Genomic DNA, 23880 nt, shown 5'->3' with positions numbered 1-23880 from the left:
TCTAGCATAACCACCTAACCTGATTGATTAAACCATTGTTAATCCACCATTTACGGAAAGAGTTTGCCCCGTAATATACCCTGCATCTTCCGAAACGAAATAGGCAACAGCACTGGCAATGTCCTCTGGTTGAGCTAGCCGGCGAAATGGAATCGCTTTTTCCAAGGCGCCTGCTATACCTTCATTATAAGACCCTATTTCTTGAAATAGGGGTGTATCAGCAGGACCTGGCGCAATACAATTGATGTTGAGTTTGTAACGTGCCATTTCTCTTGCTATCGTTTTTGTGAAAGCAATCACCCCTCCCTTTGCAGCAGAATAAACTGCCTCTCCACTTGATCCTACTCTAGCGGCATCAGATGCAATATTTACTACCTTTCCGTAACCATTTTCAATCATGAGAGGTAAAATTTCCTTGCAAGTATGGATCTGCCCAAGTAAATTAATATCGATAATCCTTTTCCAAGTGCTAGGATCACTTTTTAAAAAAGGTTCCACCTTATCCCAGCCTGCATTATTAACCAATATATCTATTCTATGATAATGGTTCACGGATTCTTCAACGGCTTTTTTAACACTTTCTAATTTCGTTACATCACAATGGACCGCTCTGGCTTCAAAACCCGAATTTCCGATTAAAGAAACCGTTTCCTCAGCATTTTCATGATTTATATCAGCCACGATGATGTTAAAATTGCGAGAAGCCAATTTTTTTGCAATCTCTCTGCCAATTCCGCTTCCGGCACCGGTAATAAATGCGATTCTTTTATTCATCATATTCCCCCTCCACTTTCACCATTTAGTCAATAAGGATTTATTTAAACTGCTTATATATTGTCGATTATCTTTTCATTTATCATTTCCCGGAGCCGGAATTTCTGGATTTTCCCGCTTGCCGTACGGGGAAAGTCATCCATTATTTCAATAAATTCAGGCCAATATTGTTTGGCCAAACCCTTTTCCGAGAGAAATTGCTGCATAGAATCCATCGTGATCGGGTTCTTCCCCGCCTTCATGCTGATACAAGCACATGCTTTTTCCTGAAGACGGGAATCTGGAACTGCAATAACCTGAGCGCTAGAAATATCCGGATGTTCATACAATACATTTTCTACATAAGAGACTGGAATGTTTTCACCGCCACGAATGATTATGTCTTTGTTTCTTCCAGAAATCCGGATATATCCGTCTTCATCCATGAATGCTCGATCACCGGTAATGAACCATCCGTCACTATACTCAGCTAAAGTGTCATCAATCCGTTTAAAATATCCTACAAACAGAGCCGGACCCCTTACTAATAAAGAGCCTTCTGTATTCGGGGCACAGGTCTCCCCTTCAAAATCGACGACCTTTAGCTCCATTCCCGGAAACGGAATTCCGTCCGTATTCGTCAGTTTTTCTTCTGGATCTTCAAGTCTCGTCAAGGTTACCAAGCCATCTTCTGTTTGCCCCCATCCTGACAATATCTTGAACGGTACTTTTTCCATGGCTTCCTTTACTAAATGCCTGGGAATCGGGGCACCTAAAGCCACGAAGACTCGCAGCGAATTAAGGTCATATCTTTCTATCCCCTCCATTTGAACCGTATCTTGCAGAAAAGGAGTGGCTCCGGCCGTAAACGTTATCTTTTCCCTCTCAACCCATTCAATAAATTCTCTCGGATTCCAAATGTCTTGATAGACTCCCGTTCCTCCAATATGTGTAGGGAGCCTAACTCCATAACCAAAACCTGTTTGATGGGCGAACGTTGACGCCATGAAAAGAACATCATCGGATGTTAAATGTAAGTGGTCAATCCAATAATTCGTTGATATACAAAGAGTATTATGTGTATGCATAACTCCTTTTGGATTCCCTGTGGTTCCCGAGGTAAAGATAATTTCAGTCACATCATTGGGGTCATGTGTGATTTCATCCAAAATGGATGAATCCATCCGGTCTTCCCAAGGTTCCTCAATTAAAGAGGAGAACAGTTTCATCCCATTCGGCGCACTGTCACCCATCACGTATATATGTTTCATTGATGGCCATTGATGACTTAGTCTTTCAATCATGTCAGGGTAATAAAACCCACGGAAATACTCTGGTACAACAATCATTTTAGATTCTGCCATCCCAACCATATAACCAATTTCCCTATCTCGATAAATCGGTAACAATGGATTGCTAATGGCACCGATTCTTGTAACAGCATAGTGCAAGATTATAAATTCATTCCAGTTAGGCAGTTGAAAAGAGACAACATCCCCCTTACCCAATCCTATATGCAAGAGACCCAAAGCGATCCGATCGACCAACTTACCAAGCTGCTTGTAAGTAAACCTACTTTTTTTATCGATAATCGCCATCTTATCTGGATGCTTTACTATAGCATCATTCAAATAATCCAAGATGGTTCGGTTTGGCCAAACGCCTTGAAATTCCCCCACATATTCCTGAGTCAAAATCGTCTCCAATTTCACCAGTTTTCATCCCCCTCATCAACCTCTGAATTTTTTAAAATCTACTGGCCTCTTTTCTAGGAAGGCGTTTTTTCCTTCTTCCGATTCCTTTGTATTGTAAAACATCGCTAAACTGCCCATCGATAGTTGAGAAATCCCTTGAATGTTGGCACTATCTGCATTAAAGGAATATTTGAGCATTTTTAACGCAGTAGGACTCTTATCAAGGATCTTTCTTGCCCATTCTTCTGCTGCCTCGTGCAGTTGTTCCGGGGCGACGATTTTGTTCACAAGTCCCATTTCTTTTGCTTCCTGTGCAGAATATTGTTCACATAAATACCAGATTTCCCTAGCTTTCTTTTCTCCGACAATTCGTGCTAAATAAGCTGAACCAAAACCTGCATCATAACTACCGACCTTTGGCCCACTCTGGCCAAATTTTGCCGTGTCAGATGCAATGGTTAGGTCACAAATGACATGCAGGACATGCCCGCCTCCGATGGCAAATCCATTGACCGCTGCAATGACCGGCTTAGGAATGTTGCGGATCGTTTGGTGCAGCGTTTCGATTTCCAGTCCCATTCCACCACCTAAACCACCCGAATGATTATATCCTCCTTCTTCTCCCTTTTCTTTTTGATCTCCACCTACACAAAATGCCTTCTCACCAGCTCCAGTCAGAATCACTATACCAACACGATTATCATCCCAAGCGTCCCGGAAAGCCCAAATTAATTCCTGAATGGTTCTGGCACGAAAAGCATTGTATACTTTAGGTCTGTTCATTGTTATCTTTGCAATTCCATCATTTTTTTCATAGATTACATCTGTTAATTCCATCGTTTTCATTCCCTTCATTATCTTAGTGATTTGCCTTGCATCACATCAATTCACCGTTAATCACGAACTTAATCGGTACCCAATACGACTGTAAATAATTTCGATTTCTACGTAATAGTTTCCGTTTCAACAGAATGTAAAAATACTAATCCATTGGATTAATGAGAACGGAACTCCTTTCCTATAATGTCCTTTGCAATGACCATCATATTGGCTTGTGCAGTGCCATCACCAATTTCCAACCCAATCACATCACGCAAGCGTTGCTCAAGAGGCATTTCCTTCGTATAAGCATAATGACCATTCAACAGTAAACATTCATGGATAGCTTCTACACTATATTTAGGACCTAGCCACTTAACGGAAGCCGATTCTTTACTATGATTCAGCCCTTGGTCACGCAGCCAAAGTCCTCGGTAGGCTTGCCACTTCACCAGTTCTAATTGGGTATAGTGGGTCACAATGGGGAAAGAGACCCCTTGATATGTCGCCAACGGTTTACCAAAAGAATGTCTGATTTTCACATATTCGATGGTTTCATCGATACTTTGTGAAGCGGTGCCCACACATTGCAGCCCTATTAACAGCCGACTTAAATCGAACCCATTCATCACTTGGGAAAACCCTTTATTTTGAAGACCGATCATATACTCTTCCGGAACCTCGACATCGGTTAAATATATCGAACCTCTTCCAATGGGGATATTCCCCATGTCCGTGTACCCTCTACATTCAACACCCGGAATATCGGCAGGAACCATGAAAGCACTTATCCCTCGATTTCCCCATTCAGGTTCCGTCTTTGCAAATAAAACAAAGGCATCTCCACACATAGCTACACTAATTCCAGACTTTTCTCCATTAAGCACATACTTATTTCCTTTATGTACAGCTGTTGTTTTAATTCCACCCGCATCCGTACCCGCGGATGGCTCCGTAATGGCAATGCCAACAATTTTTTCACCACTTGAAATTTTGGGAAGCCACTCCTTTTTCAGTTCCTCGCTAGCGTGATTATTGATAATTTCACCGATTAATGCATTTAACATCACCGCGTAAGTAAGATTGAAATCACCACGACCTATCTCCTCAGCAGCTATCCCCGTTGTCACACAATCCGCACCGCTTCCGCCATATTCCACTGGAATCCGAAGGCCATTCACGCCAAGATCACCCAGATTTTTCCACAAATGTTTTGGAGTAATCTCTTCGCGATCCCATTTTGTATAATGTGGAAGCAGCTCTTCCTTCGCAAATTCTTTCAATATTTTACGAAAATAATCTTGCTCTTCCGTAAAAGAAAAATTCAGCACATCATTACCCCCTTGATTAATTACTAATTTATCTGACACCCATATTAGAACATTCTACGAAACATGAAACCTCTTACATGTCAAACTATTATTGCAAGTTGTGTGCCAACTTGAATTCGCTACAATTTTGGCTATAGTTTCCAAAACCTTTCGCATCTTTGCATTTTTTCTCATTTCTGCAAATCAAATTTGCGAAACTTCACAAAAAAAATACACACTTAATAAGTGTGCCTAATGGTTACCCTGATTACATTTCATTGGATGATACTGTTATTTCAATTTGTATTTGGCAATTTTCCTATATAAACTAGCAACATGAATTTTCAGCTTTTGAGCTGCTAAAGAACGATCACCTTCCGAATCTTTTAATGCTCGCTGAATGGCGGATTTTTCAGCATAACTTACAATTTCATCCAACGTACCGGACATGGAATTATCCATGGATGAGGGAACCTCCAATTTGAAATTAGGAGTAAAATATAAAGAATCCAGAGTTAGAGTCGCTCCATCTACGATATTCATTCCGCGTTCGATTATCGCTTTGATTTCACGGATGTTACCAGGCCAATCATATTGGATAAGCCAATCTTGGAGTTTAGGATCAATTTCTTTCACATTGGACCCCAACTTGTTATTGAAATACTCGATGAAATGATATGCCAGAGGAAGAATATCTTCGTGCCGCTCCTTTAAAGAAGGAATTTTCAATTCAAAAACATAAAGTCGATAATATAAATCTTGGCGGAATTTCCCTTCTTGAATAAGGGTTCTTAAATCTCTGTTCGTCGCCGCGATAATACGTATATCAACATTTTTAGTCCCCGTTCCGCCTAGTCTTTCCACTTCCCTTTCCTGTAAAACCCGTAAAAGCTTTCCTTGAGCCTGATAAGGCAATTCAGAAATCTCATCTAAAAACAACGTACCATTTTGGGCTAATTCTATTTTTCCAGGTTTACCTTCTTTTTTCGCCCCGCTAAATGCTCCTGCTTCATAACCAAAAATCTCCGATTCAAATAATTCATCTGGAATCGCTGCACAATTTACCGGTACGAAGGGCTGTGCTTTTCTTGTACTCAAACTATGGATCGCTTGGGCAAAAAGTTCCTTTCCCGTTCCCGTTTCCCCTGTAAGCAGTACTGTAGAACTGCTTGTAGCTATTCTGGCAGCCAGCTCTTTTACCCTCTCTATCTCCTTACTCTTTCCAACAATCTCTTCGAAGCTATATCGACTTTGAACCACGGAATTTTTCTTGGCTTTATTCTTATCCAAAGAGTTGGCAAAATACACCAAGTCACTGTATTCCAGTTCGTCTTGGCGGATGATTATGGTATAAATGGTATCAGAACCTCGTCGAAATACCCTTATAAAACAAGAGTGTCCGCTGATCACACCAGAAAACACATGTTTGTGGGCAAGACCTTTCAAAGAAAAGTTGGAAGAAGTGTGAATGACTCTCGTAATGGACTTTCCTATCAAATCAGTCGGCATAATCATGAAATATTCATAAAAATCAGCAGTGGCACCTATAATTCTTCCATTTTCATCAACTTCAATCGATCCCCAATTCCTTATTACGTTTTTAACATTTTCCATTCACATCACCCAATACCTTGATTACTTAAAACAAAGATCACAACTTGACCCTTAATGACTTCAATTCCTGCCTGATTAAAGCAAGTCACCTTTAGCGTAACCCAATCTCTATTCAAATTAATATCAATGACCTCCAGTTCGGCTGAAATCATATCGCCTATATGTACTGGATGATAAAAGACCAATTCCTTTTGTAAAAGTATACAGGCACTACCAGGGAGTTTTTCACTGATCACTTGAGTGATAAGACCTTCCGTTAACAAACCAGGTACTACCGGCTTGCTGAAATTACTTTTCCATGCTTCTTTATTCACTTGATAAATCGGACTGTAGTCTTTTGTTAATTCATTACATAATTTTACGTCAGATTCATTAAATGTACGCTGCATACTAGCAACCTGGCCGATGAACAAATCATTGATTGTTAAACTCATAACACCGCTCCCTTTTTCAGAATATTCAATTTAAATATAATACTTACTATACATAACTTTCCAATCAAATACTATAAAATGGGAGTTCGTTTGTAGTTTTACTCGCGAATTTGGATGGTTTACCAGTGAGTTTGCCCGATTTACTCATGAATTTGGACATGAATTTGATTGGTTTACCTTAAGTTCAGCCGGTTTACTTCGTGAATTTGGGTGGCTAACTCGTGAGTTTAGATAGTTTACTCGTGAATTTGACGGTTTTACTCGTGAGTTTAGATAGTTTACTCGCGAGTTTACCCGGTTTACTCGTGAGTTTGGCCGATTCACTCGTGAATTCTTTTACTCCCAAAAATTGCCTATATGTCAAGGAACAGTCTGCATGCTGTCCACTGACATATAGGCAATCAAGAATACTATTATACATTCGATGTTGTTTTTAGTTTTATATTTTCCTCGATCAGCAGTTTATCATAGTTGCCATGCTTCTCTTTTACAACAAGTAACGCCAGGGCAGCCATTATGCTCGGGACTGTGAAGGCCATGAATGCATTTTGTGGCGAATAATTTGCAGCCAGCAATAATCCTATTAATGTAGGGGCAACAATCGCTCCAATTCTACCAAAAGCCAAGGCCCAACCTATACCCGTGGTCCTTATCTCACGCGGATAATACTCGGATATATACGTATTGGCCAAATTCATCGTGCCAACTGTACAGGCTCCTCCAATAGCGATCAGAATATATAATGCTACTACATTTGAGGTCAATCCTAATACTACAAAACAGACCGTACCTATGGCACAGAGGGAAACAAGTACTCTTCTATGGCCTATTTTCCCAACTAAGTACCCCCCAATTATCGATCCGCCAATTTGTCCTATTCCCGATATAAGATTGAAAGATAAACTGGATGAAAGGCCGTATCCTGACTGCTGCATGATTTTGGGTAACCATGTATTGAGTCCGTATACCATAAGTAAACAATTAAAGGCAGCTACCCAAAACGCAAATGTGCTAAGCGTACGCTTATTTTCAAAGAGTTTCTTGACTGGAAAGCCCTTTGCCCTTTCTTGGACTTTGGCAAACTCATAATCGTCCGATTCTTTATAGTCGCCTCCTGGATCAATGCGATTCAGGATTCCAGCGAGCTTTGCTCCTTGTTTCCGAATAACATAATAGGAAAGCGATTCAGGAAATTGCTTCATGAAGAATGGCAGTGCCAGTAAAGGAAGGGCCCCGATCCAATACAAAACCCTCCAACTCATTTGTTCCATCACATACATTCCAATTAAAGAAGCGAGTATGCTTCCGATAGAATAACCACAGTACATAGTGGTTACAATGAACACCTTATTCTTTTTGGGAGAATATTCCGCCATTAAGGAGATGACATTTGGCATTAATCCTCCCATTCCCGAGGCTGCTATAAATCGTATAACCGAGAAAAAGGCAGGATTCGGGGCAAAACTTGAAAGTAATGTAAAGACACTGAATAAACATATACAAATGGCAAGCACTTTTTTTCTCCCTAGTTTATCCGCCAGGGGTGCAAATATGAGGGCTCCCACCATCATTCCGAACAATGAATAACTTGCTATTCCGCCAGCTTCGACGGGCGTCAAGTTCCATTCCTCCATCATCAAAGGTAAACCAACTCCGTACATGGCTATATCAAATCCATCGAAGGTAATTGCGAACAAACACCACATAAAGACCATTAAATGAAAACGGCCAAATCTACTATTACCTACCACTTCCGAAGCATTAACTTCACGCAATTAATTCCCTCCCCTTTGCCATATTTCACGATATAACATGTAATGTCAGTTTCCCTAGTTCACCGTAATCCGCTATTATTTCATCGTTTGCCTGTATGGAAACGGCATCTGTAATTCCGCCTACCAATACAATCATTCCAGCCTGAATGGAAAGCCCTTCACGGCTGATCATTTTTACAAGTTCCACAATCGAGTGAATCGGATGATCGAGTACAGCTTCTCCAAGACCCCTCTTTTGCATTTCACCATTTTGATAAAGCGTAACTTCTGCTTGAGCCCAGTCCGTGTGGTACGGAGAATAAGCTTGATTGCTAAGCAGGATTTTGGCTGAGGATGCGTTATCCGCTACTACATCGGTAAGTGTAAAAGAAAAATTTTTATAACGGCTGTCAATAACTTCTAGTGCAAGAAATACACATTCTACAGCCGGCCAGACATCTTTCGCGGTTATATTTGCACCTTTCAGTTCGTCCTTGAACAAAAAGGCAAATTCGGGTTCCACTCTCGGATGAATGAGTTCCCCAACTTTTAATACTGGTTTAGTTAGTTCCATTGCAGATGTCAATCTGCCATAGATTGCTTCCTTTACCCCTACTTGCTGTTGTTTGGCTTTGCTCGTCAAGCCCATCTTCCACCCGATGAATCTGTTATCACCATTGATCGTCTCATTTATGCTCAACTTCTGAATTTCATATGCTTGCTTTACTGTTAGTTCAGGATTGGATAATGTAAGCTTATCCATTTCACTTCCGCTTTTTTGCGATTCGGCTACCCGTTTTGCTAGTTGATCTAGTTTCATCTTAAAGTCCCTCCTTTCTGCAACGCCATTTGCTCAGCTACTTCTATTATGGTATCTTCCTGACCCCCAACCACATTTTGTCGGCCAAGCTCCAGCAAAATATCCCGGGCATCAACTCCATACTTTTTCGCCGCTTTATTTGCATGCAATAAAAAGCTGGAGTACACGCCACTATAACCCATGATTAAACTCGAGTCTGTTATTTCCTGGGGCTTGGGCATGATTGTATTTCCAACTTCCTCCGAAAGATCGAGCATTTTATATAAGTCAATTTCGGTACGGATACCCATCCTATCCAGAACGGCAACAAGCACTTCCGTCTGGGTATTACCAGCCCCTGCACCGAGACAGCGGATGCTGCCATCGATCCTATTCGCCCCTTCTTCAATTGCCACTAGCGAATTTGCCACAGCGAGCGATAAGTTATTATGGGCATGGAAACCGATATCGATATTCAGCTTCGATCTTAATAACCTGATCCGCGTCTTCACATCTTGGGGCAAAAAAGATCCTGCTGAATCAACAACATACACAGCATCCGCTCCATAGGATTCCATTAAAATGGCTTGTTCAAGAAGTTTTTCCGGTGATGCCATGTGAGACATCATTAAAAAACCGATTGCTTCCATACCGAGATGTTTCGCAGCTTCCAGATGTTGCTTTGAGACATCCGCTTCCGTTACGTGGGTTGCAATCCGCGCCATTTTCGCCCCAACTTGAGCAGCTTCCCTTAATTGATCGATTGTCCCTATTCCAGGGATTAAAAGTACTGAAATAACCGATTGGCCTGCTGATTCAACAGCGGCTTCCACCAATTCAATATCATTCACTTTTGAAAAACCATATTGTAAGGATGATCCTCCTAGGCCATCTCCATGCGACACTTCAATATAAGGGACACCTGCAGCACTAAGTTTCCCAGTCATGTTCTTTACTTGATCGATGGTGAATTGATGTGCCACTACATGGCTCCCATCCCGCAATGCAACTTCAGTCACCAATACATCTTTACGCAAATGAACCCCACCTTTACAGTTCCGATTACCTTTTTCAAACAAATTGTTCGAATTGGCTTTTAGCGATCTCTTCCCCTACTTTTACAGCTGAAGCAGTCATTATATCCAAATTGCCTGCATATACGGGAAGAAAATCCCCTAACCCTTTCACTTCAAGTAGGACCGTTATTTGTTTCCCATCAAATATCGGCTCTGTCTTCAGGCGATATCCTGGAACATATTCAGAGACTTTTTCCGCCATCTTAGTTATGGATGTTGTTATTTCTTCCACATCAAAGGATTCCGATTGAAGCAGACAATGAATGGTATCCCTCATGATGAGTGGCGGTTCGGCCGGATTTAGCAGAATGATAGCTTTTCCTTTTTTCGCTCCACCCACCTGTTCCAAGGCCCTTGCCGTCGTTTGGGTGAATTCATCAATATTGGCACGGGTTCCCGGACCGGCACTCCTGCTGGAAATTGTCGCTATTATCTCGGCATATTCGACCAGGACCACTTGACTGATCGCATGAACGATGGGGATTGTCGCCTGACCGCCGCATGTAATCATGTTAACGACCGCCTCATTCAAATTTTCTTTTAAATTCACGGAAGGAACGATAAACGGTCCGATTGCGGCAGGAGTCAAGTCTATCAGCTTTTTGTTCATCTTTTTCAAGGCTTTGCAGTGAAAAACATGCGCCTTCGCAGATGTGGCATCGAATAAAATGTCTGCAAGCTCCGGACTTTCCAAAAAACCATCCATGCCATTTTCAATGACATGATGTCCGTGCATCCTTGCCTTCTTCAAACCCTCTGATTCCGTGTCGATACCAATCATAACCGACATTTCCAGAACATCCGACCGATGAATTTTCATCATTAGGTCCGTGCCGATATTCCCTGATCCAATAATGCCTACTTTTAGTTTTTTCAAGGCCGCTGGGCTCCTTTCACTCAAAATTAACCGAAACCTTTCCAAGTTTTTCTCCAAAGTCAGCAGAAAAACGGTCACCTGGTTTCGCTTCGATTGCTGCGGATAACGCACCGGACAAAATTACTTCGCCCGCTTTCAATGAACCTTTAAACCCATGCAGTTTATTTGCCAGCCAGGCTACGCACGTTGCTGGATTTCCAAGTACTGCTTCACCTGTTCCTTGGTTTATGAATTCGCCATTTTTATAAAGGCTCATTCGAATGGTAGGGAGGTTGATATCGCTTAATTGAATTTTGCGATCTCCCAGAATATATAGCCCCGATGATGCATTATCCGCCACAGTGTCCGGAAGTTTAATCTTCCAGTCCATCACCCGGCTATCAACCACTTCGATCGAAGCAACCACATAATCAGTCGCTTCGATTACATTTTCAACCGTAATATTGGGACCATGGAGATCTTTCTTTAAAATAAAAGCTACTTCTGCCTCCACTTTCGGTTGGATCAACCGCAGACTCGAAACACATCCATTATTTTCTATTTTCATCCCATCAAGTAAATGTCCATAATCTGGTTCATTCACTCCCAGAACCTCCTGCATAGCCTTTGAAGTCAAGCCTATTTTCTTACCTGATACTTCCAGACCGGACTGGATTTTCCTTCGTATGGTTTCAAGCTGGATTTGGTAGGCATCCTCCACGTCCAAATCCGGAATTTCACTGGTGGGGGCCGAAACTGCAATTCCTGTTTTTTCCGCTTTCAAAAACCTGGCAGACCATTCTGTTAAACTAACGTTCATGAATGCTTCCCTCCTTCTTTATAATTGGCTGTTTTCGCATACTTTGTTGCTATCTACCAAGTAAAGCGGTGTGGTCGATTTCCCCTCCAGATGCTCGCTTTCCGCGGGGCGGGCGGTGAGCATCTGGAGGCGTGAACGCCTGTGGGGTCTCACCTGTCCCGCCGCTCCCGCAGGAGTCTCGCACTTCCGCTCCAATCAACCTTAAATCGTTTCGTTTTAAAAACAACAATCTTTACGAAAAGAGCTTTATAATTTAATCGTGACGTTAGACAATTCACTGTAAAATTCGAAGCTATGCGATCCACCTTCACGGCCGATGCCACTGTGCTTCATGCCCCCAAAAGGTGTGCGCAAATCACGCAAATACCAGGTATTCACCCAGATAATGCCCGCCTCTATTTTAGAAGCGACACGATGCGCCCTCCTTAAATCGTTGGTCCAGATCGTTGCCCCCAGTCCGTAATGAGTATCATTAGCGAACTCCAGTACTTCTTCTTCCGTTTCGAAAGGCATGACCGTTACCACAGGACCAAAAATTTCTTCCCTTACACAACGGGATTCACGCGTAACTCCGGCAATAATTGTCGGTTCAATGAAAAAACCTTTATCAAACTGTCCGGCTCTTCTTCCTCCAGTTAATATTTTCGCTCCTTCTTCTTTCGCCAGGTCAATGTAACTCATCACTTTTTTATAATGTTCTTTTCCTATTACAGCTCCTACATCCGTTTCGGAATCAAACGGATCCCCGACTTTTAATTTTTTTGTTCGCGCGACCATCTTTTCAAGGAATTCGTCATACAATCCTTGCTGAACATAGATTCGTGATCCACATAAACAAACTTCACCTTGGTTCATGAAACTTGATTTCAATGTCGTTTCGATTACTTCATCAAGATTCGAGTCTGCAAACACAATATTGGGATTTTTCCCGCCCAGTTCAAAGGAGATTTTTTTCAACGTGGGCGCAGCAGCTTTCATGATCGCCGTTCCCGTTTTTGTTTCCCCTGTGAATGTTATCGCATCGACGTCCGGATGCTCACTTAGAGCAGCTCCAGCTGAATTTACACCATATCCATGCACAAGGTTGACAACTCCATCGGGAACTCCCGCTTCCTTACATATTTCCATTAACTTTGTCGCTGTCATCGGTGTCAGTTCAGCCGGTTTCATAACCGCTGTATTGCCAGCTGCCAGGCATGGTGCCAATTTCCATGTCAGCAATAGCAAGGGTAAATTCCAAGGATTGATCATCCCTACCACCCCGACGGGCCGCCTAATGGAATAATGAAGTGCAATGTTGTCCTGATTGAAGGATTCATTACCAAGTGTAGTGATATAGTCCGCAAAAAAGTGGAAATTGTGAGCTGAACGCTTGATGTCCATTTCCAGTGCAAGGCTATATGGTTTCCCTGTATCAAGGGTTTCCAACATTGTCAGTTCTTCTTTCTTTTCCAAAATGATATCGCCGATTCTCCTTAGAACCGCAGAGCGCTCATTATCGGTAAAAGATTTCCAAGGACCTTTAAGAGCATGTCTTGCTGCAGAAACAGCCTGATTCACCTCCTCTTTTCCTCCTTCTGCAACCCATCCAAGCATTTTTTCCGTTGCGGGATTGATATTGTCAAAAGTCTTGGATTGATCTGGTTTCAGGAATTCCCCGTTAATAAAGTGCCGGCAATCTATTGATTTAGTTGTATTTATACTATCTTTTTCTGCTTGCATGAAACATCCCTCTCCCTTTATTGAGACACCCGCTTATTTCAAGTTCCTCAATCTTGTATTTCCACAACCATTTCAATTTCAATTGCAGTGTTATTCGGAAGCTGGGCCATTCCCACTGCTGACCGAGCATGTCTACCCCTCTCTCCAAAGACGGCCACAAGCAGGTCTGATGCGCCATTCAATACTTTGGGCTGTCCAGTGAAGTTTTCTGTTGAATTAACCATTCCGAGAATTTTGATTACCTTTTTCACTCTGGATAGTTCTCCAAGCTCTTCCTTCAGTACCCTCAGAAGATTAATCATTGACTGCCTCGCTGCCTGATACCCTTCCTCTTCCTCCAGCTCTTTGCCAAGCTTGCCGTGATATTCATCAACACCTTGTCCGGATGTGAAAATCAAATTTCCCACCCGGACGTGGCTTACGTAGTTGCCGACCGCTTCCCTTGGCGGCTCAAGCATGATTCCAAGTTCTTCAAGGACTTGTTCTGGTGCTTTTATCTGTTTTTCCATGCTTCTCCCCTCGTGATTCCAAATTTAAAAACCTCAATGCATTTCTCCCTAGAAGATTCGCTTTCACTTCATCTGATAGATTTAGAGTGTCATCAATTACTTGACCTGGGGGCTTTTCTCTCAATAAAAATGGATAGTCGGAACCCATCAGCACTTTCTTATATCCAAAACGGTCAATCAGATACTGAATATTACGGGTATCATAGTTCAGTGAATCGAAATAAAACTTTTGCGCATAGTAACTTGGCGGCATTGATGTTTTTCTTAAATCAGGCCATACTTCCCATCCCTGATCGATCCGCGGTAAAATATATGGAAATGAGCCCCCGCCATGTGCAAAACAGATTTTCAGATCCGGGAACTTTTCCATGACGCCACTCCATAAAATGCTTGCTGCCGCCAATGCCGTTTCACTCGGCATCGCCACTGTATACATGAGGTTATGCCGTTCCGTTCGGTCTTTTGCCATTGTCTCCCATGGGTGGATAAACAGTGGGACATTCCACTTTTCAGCCATTTGGAAGAATTCCAATAAAACAGGGGAATCCAGGTTTTCTCCATTTACGTTAGTACCGATTTCGATTCCCGCCATGCCCAGCTCAAATTTACAGCGTTCCATTTCCCCAATTGACACTTTCAAATCCTGAAGCGGTACAGTTCCGAGACCGATGAACCTGTCTGGATGCCTGTTCACAGTCTCGGCGATGAAATCATTCTGGAACTGGGACATGTATAGCGCCTGGTCAATTGGCGCCCAGTATGAAAATGTCACTGGCACAGGTGAGAGCACCTGCATATCGACTCCTTCCGCATCCATATCCTGAATGCGTTTTTCAGGGTCCCATACCTGGTCAGTCACTTTCCTGAACAGCTTTCCGCTTACCATGATATCTGCCCCGCAAGAACATTTCCGCTCTAGCACTGGCCAGCGTCCCTGACCAAATTTACCGCTTAAGTCGGGCAGGTCCAACGGAAGAATATGGGTATGGAAATCTATTCGCATTTCCAAGCCTCAACGTTTTCTGACATGACATGACCGCATTCACTACAGGTGCGAAGTTCCTCACTTCCGTTGAAAGCCTCAATCGCCTCTTTCACCTGGACCTCAATATTCGTCAATTGGATCGTAGCTTTGAGCATCTCATGATTACAATTCCCGCAGAACCAAACAAAATCTTCTAGCTCATCTTTAGCACGCTTACGCTCTACGACAATGCCATAAGTATCCGGTACACGGTGAGGGGAATGTGGTACGTCAGCTGGCAGCATGAACATTTCCCCTTCTTTCACCTCCACTACTTCACGCTCGCCGCTTTGATTGATGCATTCTACATAGCAGGATCCTTTTATCTGATAAAATAGCTCGTCTGAAGGGTCTACATGAAAATCGCGCCGATAATTCGGACCACCCAGAAGCATGACGATGAATTCGGAATCTTCCCAAAGCACTTTGTTATTAACCGGCGGTTTCAATAAATTTTTATTGTCTTCAATAACTTTCATGAGATTTAATGATCTAGCCTTTAATTTTGAAGATTGAGCATGTCCTTTCATAAATAAACTACCTCCCATTTAAATTTTCATAATAGTCCAAAAATTTACACTAGCGACATATAACCAACTTGTTTTGAAATCATTTGTGCTGAACGAATCACCGACTGAATAATTCTCGTCTTTTCTTTCCCAATCATATAATCCCGATCCCCGACAAGGTTAAGCGCCGCAATGACTTGGCCATTATAGGATTTAATGGGTGCTGCAACGCCATATAAACCATAATCATTTTCATCATCACTAATTGCAAATCCTTGTTTGCGGACTTCCTTTAACTCTTCATTCAATTGGGTGATGCAAGTAATCGTGTTGGTTGAGTGCTTCAATAGCCCTTTTGCAAGCGTGGGCTGAATAAAGGATGGGTTAAAGGCAAGCAATACCTTCCCAGCGCTCGTACAATGAGCCGGTTTTCTTGCTCCTATATATGTGGTCATATGCTCGGCATGAGGGGACGACATTTTCATCACAAACCTGACTTCGCCTTCGTGAAACATACCGATGTGAGAATTACCTCTAAATTGCAGGACAAGATTACTTATAATTGGACCTGCTTCAAAATGAATATCCTGCTGATACATGACTCTACTGCTCCACTCAAGCAACTTCCATCCAAGCCGGTACTTTCGATCTTTGCCTTGGATCAGCATCCCATCCTTGCACATCGTTTTCACTAAATGATGAGATGAGCTTGGACTCATATTCAATTTTTCAGCTATTTCCTTATTTCCAAGTGAGGGTTCTTCATTTGTGAATAAATCAAGTATCTTTATTAGCTTCTCAACGGACGAAATCATGACGGCCCCCCCTCCCCATTCAACTATTAAAATTACTGGTTAACCGCATCGATGGCTACTTGCATCGGTTTGTTAAGCACTTCATCGACCATGGCAAAGTTCTTGTTTTTCTTATATTTATTATAAAAAATCGCTCTTTTCCGAACTGGATCACCCGTGTAATAGCGTTCGTATTGAAGGAGGCGCTGTCCAAATGCTTCCCCGCATAAATCCCAAGCCAGTTTAAACACCCGAACACGCTCTTCCGCCGATACCCCGCTACGTCCTCCATAATATTTATCGATATCACTGCGCAATTCGGGATTATCAAAGTCGGCCCCTGTCGGAGACATCAATAGCCCGCCAGCTCCAATGGTCTGGATAACTTCGATGGCACGGGGATACATCTCCGGGAGGAAGCCGCGAATCGTTTCCAATGCATCCGGATTTGGCCGGGCCTCACCGTAGTCATTAATCGTGTACTCATATTCCGCTACCCGAAGCAGTGAACGGATGACTTCGACGGATTGAACAAGTTCACCCAAATCACGCTGTACATGCAGGAATCCATCAACTCCGATAGAGTCTGCCACTTTACAAGCAACCTCAACGGCAAATGCCAGTTTAATATATCCACGCACGCCTGATTGGTGAGCAGGCTGTTCAGCAATTCCCGTCATTGGATACAAGCGGTTTGCCGCCTCAACATTGTTGTATAGGAAGACGCGATTCCAAGGAACCAGTACATCATTGAATACAAGCAGGGCATCCATTTCCTCATATCGGGAGGCCAGTGGATGGTCAAACATCGAGCGTGTACCGTCCTGCATTGGTTCCCGGCAGATTATGCGCAGTCCAGGCGTATCGATCGGCAGTGCAAATGCTACCGCATGACGTTCATCTCCTGGTGTGAATCCTGGGAAAGAATAGATAATCACCTCATCTGTAATCGGTGCGAGGGTTGCTAACATCTTTGCACCGCGTACAAGTATTCCTTCTTCTCTTTCCTCAACGGTCCCTAAGTGGGTATATGTTTCTTTTTGTTCATGAGATTGCTTGCTTCGATCATTTTGAGGATTAATGATCGCATGCGTCAAGAATAAATCGTTATCACGAATATAGGCATAATAATCCTTGATGTTCTTTGACCAGTCTTTGTTGTATTCATCAAGAAACCAGGAGTTATGTGCCATGGAAGTGACCACGACATTTAAAAAGTCCGGCGTTCTCCCCATAAGTCCATATGTCATCCTTGCATACACTTCAAATAATTTACTTCTTTTTTGCAAATCCTCCGATGTCTTAGGGAATAAGAAAGCATTGTTCACACGTTCCCCGGTTTCTTTGCAAATGTGGGTGATTTCGTCTAGATATTCCGGATCATGTTGAATGTCATACAACTTCGCAATTTCTTGTATCGGCTGCTTAAAAATTGGCTCATTATAAATGTCTTCAACCACTCTTCCACCAAGCCAGACTTCTGGCTTCCTTGATTTAATTCTATTAATATATTCTTCGCCGGTTTTAATAGCCATAATATTCCCCCTTATTTTACAAGTTGTTTAGCAGACCCCATTTTCCCCCGATAAAAAGTAAGCGCTTCCAAATCTTCGAAATGTATCTCCTGGACCTCACCGATGAACAATACATGATCACCAGCATCATACTCTTTCCATGGTTTGCATTCCATCCAGGCGACACTTCCATTTATTTTTGGCGAAATCCCCTTGTTCTCCCAGTCAATTTCAAGAGTTTCCTGTTTATTGCCCGCAAATTGCCATGCAATGGATTCTTGTTCATCCGACAAAATATTAATGGTAAAAGATTTACCTTTCATGCCAGTGCAGGCTTTTGCTTCTTTATGAATCGATACTAAAGCGAGCGGGGGATCCAAGGAAACAGAGGTAAATGAATTCACAGTGATGCCCTTTTGAACTTTCCCATCAAACCAGCTCACTATCGTGACTCCGGTTGGGAATTTACCAAAGCAATTTCTCAACTCGCGCCCATCCATCTTATCACCTCCTATTCTTTTATTATGAATTCATTATAGTAAACTTAATAATTTTAAAAATCATATAATTTCATATTATGAAATTTAAGGAAATTTTTTTAATAGCTCGTTTTAAGAATTATCGTAAAAAGACTTTCATTACCGCATTACCAAAAATCAGTGTTAAACTATCCATGATCATTCATATTTCCACCTTAATGAATAATGGTCTTTTTCGACTCGAATATATGAAAGTGGTGAGGGAAGTTTCAATTTTGCGTTCCTTAAGAAAGATCTACCAATTTTTTGTGGATATTCCTTTAAAAAAGGGAGTGGTTTTGAATGACCGTTACGAGGTGAAAGCTGTAATCGGTACAGGAAGCTATGGTCTTGTTTACCTTTGCAATGATTTGAAAAAGAATGAGAATATAGTGATCAAGCAGCTCCGGAAAAGCAAACGCCGCAGCAAAAAAGAGCTGAAACAGTTTGAAAATGAAATGACCATATTACGAATGTTAAATCACAAAAACATCCCCAAATTTCACGAGAATTTTTCACATGACGGAAATGTTTATTTTGTGATGGATTTCATTGAAGCGGATAATCTGGAAGACCATATTTTCTTGAATCAATTAACGTTCAATGAGAAAGAGTCTCTATTTTTTCTGGATGAGCTGGTCGGTTTAGTATCTTATCTACATGGCCATGACATTTGCCATCAAGATTTACGTATACCAAATATTTTACTTAAGAACCATCAGCCCATTTTGATAGACTTTGGTTTGTCTAAAATGATCAACTCGGCAGATCTGGCACAAGAATCCATTTTACAGCAGAAAAGGCAGGATTTTTACGACTTGGGGGAAATACTTCTATATGTACTTTATACGACGTACGCTTCCAAAAGTAAAAAGGCTCTTCCTTGGACAGAAGAGCTTTCGTTAGAAAAAGAAACCGTGCATATACTGAAAAGGTTATTAAGCATCCAAGAACCTTATTCAGATATCAAGGAAATCTCAATGGACCTGCAGGCTGCATTGCAGTCAAAGAAATTGAATTAGCTGCTGCTGCCACGCCCCTTTCTCTTGTAGCGGTCACTTCCACTCATGGGATACCTTTTATACCCTCGGCTGCTGCTGCCTCGGCGATAATGACCATGTCTTCGCTCACTGCTTCCTTGGGAAAGCTGTTTGATTTTTTTCATTATTTTCTTCAGCATATCTTTCACCTCTTTTATTTTGGTTTTAAAACTTGTTATTACTTAGCCTAACATAGACACAGTATAAACCTTACTAATAAGTACTATAATTTTTTTTCATTTGTGTTACGTTCCATTACCGCTTCATGGAGTGGGCTTCTTCCATTGTTGGTCATGAGAACGCCCTATACGCCTCCGTTTGAAAATGGCACCGAATATATAAAGATGACTGTCATTTACTGATCTTCGAAGCGCAAATCAAAATCAGACAGTATACAAAAAAACCTGGCGGATATCGCATCGCCAGGTTTTTTCGTTACTCTTTTATTTTACAGCGTCTTTTAATTCCTTACCTGCTTTAAAAGCCGGTACTTTACTAGCTGCAATTTGTATTTCTTCGCCAGTTTGCGGGTTTCTTCCTGTACGGGCAGCACGGTCACGCACTTCAAATGTACCAAAACCAACTAATTGGATTTTTTCTTCTTTAGCAAGTGTAGCCGTGATTGTTTCAAACAATGCATCCACTACTTTTTTTGCTTCGTCTTTTGTCAGTTCAGCTTGGGCTGCAACACTGCTCACTAATTCTGTTTTATTCATATGAACACCTCATCCTTTTATTTTGTATAAAGTATGTAGAGAAGACAACATAACATATCTTGTATGCCTCTGTCACTTATTATGGCTAAATAAAAGGAATTGCAGCTCCAAATTGATCTTTTTGGAAGTTAAAAGGGCTTTGATTAACATTAACTTTCTGAAGTTTCCAGCTGCAGCCATTGATAGATGGTATCCATATCAATGTTTTCCTCCAAATGGGAAGCCAAGAGATTGTACGCTTCCTCCCTTCGCTCCGAGTCGCTTTGGACGTTTTCCTTCACTTCTTCCAACCCCTTGTTCCGTCGAATTTGGTTAACAAGCAATCTAGTGAACAGGCGATTATGGAATATCCCATGAAGATATGTTCCCATTACCTTGTTGTCATTGGAAATGGCTCCATCCTCTCTTCCATCCTTCAATAAAAGAAAGGGCCTTACTTGCGACTTCAATGTCGTTCTGCCTAAATGTATTTCGAAACCGTTAAGATTCATTTGACCTTCCATTATACCGGCAGAAAGGACACCTTCCATTTGTACCGTTTTCTTTTCTGCTTGAAAAACGGTTTCCACCGGAAGAAGCGAGAGCCCTTCCGCGTTCTCACCGTCACCTTCGACCGCATCAGGATCGAAAAGTTTAGTCCCTAGCATTTGAAAACCGCCGCATATGCCAAAGATCATCGTTCCTTGTTTCCGCAGTTCATTGATGGCCCGATCCAACCCCATACGATTCAACCATTCTAAATCTTCCATCGTGTTTTTTGTACCAGGCAAAATAAGCAGATCGGGATTACCTAACTCATGGACACTGCTTACTAGGCGGACACCCACTCCGGGTTCATCAAAAAAAGGATCCACATCTGTAAAATTGGAGATCCGCGGAAATCTCAAGACGGCTACATCGATCGGAAACTCGGACTTTTTAGGTTTTTTAAAACGTAAGGAGGAGAGAGCAAGTGAATCTTCCGCTTCAATATTCACGTCTAGATAGGGCAGCACCCCTAGAACCGGAATCCCGGTTTCCTTTTCCACCCATTCAATGCCATCGTCCAACAATTCACGCATGCCACGAAATTTATTGATGATGATCCCCTTTACACTTTCTCGTTCATCTTGATCCAATAAAGCAAGTGTGCCGATGATGGACGCAAATACTCCACCACGATCAATATCGGCCACCAAAATGACTGCCGCATCCGTGAGTTTCGCCATTCGCATATTCGCGATATCCCGGTCCTTAAGGTTAATTTCAGCCGGACTTCCTGCCCCTTCGAGTACGATGATGTCATAGTCTTCTTGAAGTTTTTCGACCGATTTACGGATGATCGGCATGGCTTCCTGGACAAATTGGGACCGATAGCTTTTTGCATTCATATCAAGAAAATGCTTTCCGTGCACGATGACTTCCGAAACCATATCCTGCTTCGGTTTCAGTAATATCGGATTCATATCAGTCGTTGCCGTGATCCGTGCTGCTTCCGCCTGTACTCCCTGAGCGCGTCCGATTTCCCCGCCATCCAAGGTTACATAAGAATTCAAAGCCATGTTTTGTGATTTGAATGGGACGACACGTAACCCTTTATTGGAAAATACCCGGCAAAATGCCGTACAAATCAAACTTTTCCCTACATCAGATGACGTCCCTTGTATCATGATGGATCGTGCCTTCATTACGTTCACCCCCTTAAAACTCTAATCCTTTGACAGCGCCGATGCCCTGGTCATAATAATGCTTGGTCGCCTCAATCGATGAAACCAAATCGGCCATTTCCATAAGCTCTGGCTTGGCATCCCTGCCGGTAATGACTACATGCATATGAGCTGGACGATTTCGAATCGCATCGATGACTTCAGTCAATGGCAAGACATCTTCAATCGGGAATTTGGAAATCGCCAATGCATTGTTCAACTCATCCAAAACAAGTAAATCAATCCCGGGGTCACTAAGGGCCAGTCTCGCCTTTTCCCAAGCTAACGATAATGCCCTGCGATGCTCTTCTGGAGTTTTGGTCCATGTAAAACCAATACCTAGCTGTTCCATTTCAACTCCTAATTTTTTTAAAGCCAATGCTTCCCCATATGTACGCTCTGGGGATTTTATGAACTGAAGGTATTTGACTTTCATCCCTCTGCCGATTGCCCTTAAAGTCACCCCTAATGAGGCAGTCGTCTTCCCTTTCCCGTTTCCTGTATAAATAAGCATTAATCCTCTGCGTGCCACTCACTCACCTACCTTCATAGCCAAACTGTTTTATCTATGTATGAAGTCCTTTTAGTAGCAGGAACCGGTTGATCGCCTTTAGGGTATCCGACAAAAATGGTGCCGATCACTTTTTTGTTTTCCGGTGAACCGATAAATTCGTGCAGGCGTTCATCCCTGACAAGACCAACTCCTCTAGTGCGCCAAACGAATCCGAGACCAAGTTCTTTTGCGGCAAGCCACATCGAATGGACGGCACAACAAGAAGCGAATACATTGTCTTCGGATGAATCCGGATCATCGGGCAAAATATCGGAAGTCACGACGATGATAAGCGGTGTCGTCTTTACAACTTCCAGTGAACTTTCAATCAATTTCGGTTTGGTCGGGAAGCGTTCATGTAAATACCTTTCTGCCAATCTTTCATAACGGTGCTTCGCCTCTCCCTTGATTACATAAAAACTCCAAGGTTCACGCAATCGGTCGTTAGGGGCATAGGTAGCCGCTTCCAAAAGCTGCCTGATTTTTTGGTCTTCCACTTCTTTTTCTTCGTAATTCCTTATTGCCCGGCGTTCCTTCAATTCTTGAATGATGGACATTCCGACTCAATCCCTTCAATAATGGACTCTGATTCAATCACTCTTTCAAACCATTGGATTTTATCTCTTAATTGGACGACATCCCCTACTAGAAAGATTGATGGATTTTGAATTTCTTCTTTTATAGCCTTCAAAGAAATCGAACTCAAAGTACCGGTAATCGTCCTTTGTTTTTCTGTCGTGCCCCATTCAATGACAGCCACTGGCGTTTTGCCGTCCCTGCCATGCTCCATCAATTTTTCACAGATAAACGGCATATTACCTATTCCCATATAAAAGGCGATGGTATCGATCCCCTGAGCCAAAGCCTGCCAATTCAAGTTATCCTGCCCCTTGTAATCACGGCCATGGCCTGTCACAATGGCATAACTTGAGGCATGATCACGGTGGGTCACCGGGATGCCCGCATAAGCCGGTGCTGCGATTCCCGCCGTGATTCCTGGGACGATATCATATTCAATCCCGTTAGCAGCCAGTATCTCCGCTTCCTCACCTCCCCGCCCAAAGACAAACGGATCTCCACCCTTCAGACGGGTGACGTTTTTCCCCTGTAAGGCCTTTTCCACTAAAAGTTCATGTATTTCATTTTGAATGAGATGATGTTTCCCTGGTGATTTCCCGCAATACACCAGTTCTGCATCTTCTTTTGCATAAGTTAATAATTCTGGATTGACAAGCCTGTCATATGCAATGACATCCGCCTTTTGGATACATTCCAGTCCATATACCGTAATCAGTTTCGGATCTCCGGGACCCGCACCGACCAAATGAACTTTTCCCGGTTTCATGCTCGCGCCTCCTCTTAATCTT

25 protein-coding genes are annotated in these 23880 nt (G+C 42.4%); 1 reads left to right on the top strand and 24 read right to left on the bottom strand.

Annotated elements, in window-relative coordinates; genetic code table 11:
- Positions 1-27 precede the first annotated feature (27 nt).
- The 18 genes from QNH43_RS12345 to QNH43_RS12260 form a co-directional block, all read right to left on the bottom strand.
- On the bottom strand, positions 28-774 hold the full coding sequence (locus tag QNH43_RS12345) for an SDR family NAD(P)-dependent oxidoreductase (RefSeq protein ID WP_283918060.1): 747 nt from the start codon (positions 772-774) through the stop codon (positions 28-30).
- Positions 775-827: 53 nt separating this feature from the next.
- Complete coding sequence (locus QNH43_RS12340; protein ID WP_283918059.1) at positions 828-2465, bottom strand: AMP-binding protein; 1638 nt, start codon at positions 2463-2465, stop codon at positions 828-830.
- A gap of 18 nt (positions 2466-2483) precedes the next feature.
- Positions 2484-3284 (bottom strand): 1,4-dihydroxy-2-naphthoyl-CoA synthase, encoded by an 801-nt coding sequence (menB, locus tag QNH43_RS12335; protein WP_283918058.1) that lies wholly within the window; start codon positions 3282-3284, stop codon positions 2484-2486.
- Between the two features lie 158 nt (positions 3285-3442).
- Complete coding sequence (locus tag QNH43_RS12330) at positions 3443-4597, bottom strand: acyl-CoA dehydrogenase family protein (RefSeq protein ID WP_283918057.1); 1155 nt, start codon at positions 4595-4597, stop codon at positions 3443-3445.
- Positions 4598-4867: 270 nt separating this feature from the next.
- Positions 4868-6190, bottom strand: coding sequence for a sigma-54 interaction domain-containing protein (locus QNH43_RS12325; protein ID WP_283918056.1), 1323 nt, complete (start codon positions 6188-6190; stop codon positions 4868-4870).
- A 5-nt stretch (positions 6191-6195) separates the two neighbouring features.
- Positions 6196-6624 (bottom strand): MaoC/PaaZ C-terminal domain-containing protein, encoded by a 429-nt coding sequence (locus tag QNH43_RS12320; protein ID WP_283918055.1) that lies wholly within the window; start codon positions 6622-6624, stop codon positions 6196-6198.
- A 413-nt stretch (positions 6625-7037) separates the two neighbouring features.
- On the bottom strand, positions 7038-8399 hold the full coding sequence (locus QNH43_RS12315) for an MFS transporter (protein ID WP_283918054.1): 1362 nt from the start codon (positions 8397-8399) through the stop codon (positions 7038-7040).
- A gap of 25 nt (positions 8400-8424) precedes the next feature.
- Positions 8425-9198 carry a 2-keto-4-pentenoate hydratase gene (locus QNH43_RS12310; protein ID WP_283918053.1) on the bottom strand — a complete coding sequence of 258 codons (774 nt, stop codon included), beginning with the start codon at positions 9196-9198 and terminating at the stop codon, positions 8425-8427.
- Positions 9195-10214 carry a 4-hydroxy-2-oxovalerate aldolase gene (gene dmpG, locus QNH43_RS12305; protein ID WP_283918052.1) on the bottom strand — a complete coding sequence of 340 codons (1020 nt, stop codon included), beginning with the start codon at positions 10212-10214 and terminating at the stop codon, positions 9195-9197. The genes QNH43_RS12310 and dmpG overlap by 4 nt, the downstream gene beginning before the upstream one ends.
- A gap of 34 nt (positions 10215-10248) precedes the next feature.
- Positions 10249-11130, bottom strand: coding sequence for an acetaldehyde dehydrogenase (acetylating) (locus QNH43_RS12300; protein ID WP_283918051.1), 882 nt, complete (start codon positions 11128-11130; stop codon positions 10249-10251).
- A gap of 16 nt (positions 11131-11146) precedes the next feature.
- Positions 11147-11929, bottom strand: a complete 783-nt coding sequence (locus QNH43_RS12295; protein ID WP_283918050.1) for a 2-keto-4-pentenoate hydratase — start codon at positions 11927-11929, stop codon at positions 11147-11149.
- Between the two features lie 246 nt (positions 11930-12175).
- Positions 12176-13651 carry an aldehyde dehydrogenase gene (locus QNH43_RS12290; protein ID WP_283918049.1) on the bottom strand — a complete coding sequence of 492 codons (1476 nt, stop codon included), beginning with the start codon at positions 13649-13651 and terminating at the stop codon, positions 12176-12178.
- 47 nt (positions 13652-13698) lie between these two features.
- The gene (locus tag QNH43_RS12285) at positions 13699-14160 is read right to left on the bottom strand and encodes a RidA family protein (protein WP_283918048.1); all 462 of its coding nucleotides are present in this window, start codon (positions 14158-14160) and stop codon (positions 13699-13701) included.
- Positions 14123-15169: an amidohydrolase family protein gene (locus QNH43_RS12280; protein ID WP_283918047.1), complete on the bottom strand. Its 1047-nt coding sequence runs from the start codon at positions 15167-15169 to the stop codon at positions 14123-14125. The genes QNH43_RS12285 and QNH43_RS12280 overlap by 38 nt, the downstream gene beginning before the upstream one ends.
- Entirely contained in the window at positions 15154-15714 is a 561-nt protein-coding gene (locus QNH43_RS12275) for a 3-hydroxyanthranilate 3,4-dioxygenase (RefSeq protein WP_283918046.1), read from the bottom strand. The genes QNH43_RS12280 and QNH43_RS12275 overlap by 16 nt, the downstream gene beginning before the upstream one ends.
- Before the next feature lie 44 nt (positions 15715-15758).
- Positions 15759-16508, bottom strand: a complete 750-nt coding sequence (locus tag QNH43_RS12270; RefSeq protein WP_283918045.1) for an IclR family transcriptional regulator — start codon at positions 16506-16508, stop codon at positions 15759-15761.
- Positions 16509-16540: 32 nt separating this feature from the next.
- Entirely contained in the window at positions 16541-18022 is a 1482-nt protein-coding gene (locus QNH43_RS12265; RefSeq protein ID WP_283918044.1) for a 4-hydroxyphenylacetate 3-hydroxylase family protein, read from the bottom strand.
- Between the two features lie 11 nt (positions 18023-18033).
- A complete protein-coding gene (locus tag QNH43_RS12260) occupies positions 18034-18501 on the bottom strand; it encodes a flavin reductase family protein (protein ID WP_283918043.1) in 468 nt (155 codons plus the stop codon).
- 77 nt (positions 18502-18578) lie between these two features.
- Between QNH43_RS12260 and QNH43_RS12255 the strand changes: the two genes are divergently transcribed.
- The gene (locus QNH43_RS12255; protein ID WP_283918042.1) at positions 18579-19541 is read left to right on the top strand and encodes a protein kinase domain-containing protein; all 963 of its coding nucleotides are present in this window, start codon (positions 18579-18581) and stop codon (positions 19539-19541) included.
- Here QNH43_RS12255 and QNH43_RS12250 read toward each other — a convergent pair.
- The 6 genes from QNH43_RS12250 to cobA form a co-directional block, all read right to left on the bottom strand.
- Positions 19538-19699, bottom strand: a complete 162-nt coding sequence (locus tag QNH43_RS12250; RefSeq protein ID WP_283918041.1) for a hypothetical protein — start codon at positions 19697-19699, stop codon at positions 19538-19540. The genes QNH43_RS12255 and QNH43_RS12250 overlap by 4 nt on opposite strands.
- A 303-nt stretch (positions 19700-20002) precedes the next feature.
- Positions 20003-20275, bottom strand: coding sequence for an HU family DNA-binding protein (locus tag QNH43_RS12245; RefSeq protein ID WP_076371466.1), 273 nt, complete (start codon positions 20273-20275; stop codon positions 20003-20005).
- 149 nt (positions 20276-20424) lie between these two features.
- Positions 20425-21942, bottom strand: a complete 1518-nt coding sequence (locus tag QNH43_RS12240; protein WP_283918040.1) for a cobyric acid synthase — start codon at positions 21940-21942, stop codon at positions 20425-20427.
- Between the two features lie 13 nt (positions 21943-21955).
- The gene (locus QNH43_RS12235) at positions 21956-22492 is read right to left on the bottom strand and encodes a cob(I)yrinic acid a,c-diamide adenosyltransferase (protein WP_283918039.1); all 537 of its coding nucleotides are present in this window, start codon (positions 22490-22492) and stop codon (positions 21956-21958) included.
- 14 nt (positions 22493-22506) lie between these two features.
- Complete coding sequence (locus tag QNH43_RS12230; RefSeq protein ID WP_076371472.1) at positions 22507-23070, bottom strand: nitroreductase family protein; 564 nt, start codon at positions 23068-23070, stop codon at positions 22507-22509.
- Positions 23049-23858, bottom strand: a complete 810-nt coding sequence (gene cobA / locus QNH43_RS12225; protein ID WP_076371474.1) for a uroporphyrinogen-III C-methyltransferase — start codon at positions 23856-23858, stop codon at positions 23049-23051. Before cobA ends, QNH43_RS12230 begins: the two co-directional genes overlap by 22 nt.
- Positions 23859-23880: the final 22 nt, after the last annotated feature.

The sequence above is a fragment of the Peribacillus simplex genome, assembly GCF_030123325.1.
GTDB classification, from domain to species: Bacteria; Bacillota; Bacilli; order Bacillales; family DSM-1321; genus Peribacillus; species Peribacillus simplex_D.
This window is presented reverse-complemented; position numbering and strand designations above follow the sequence as displayed.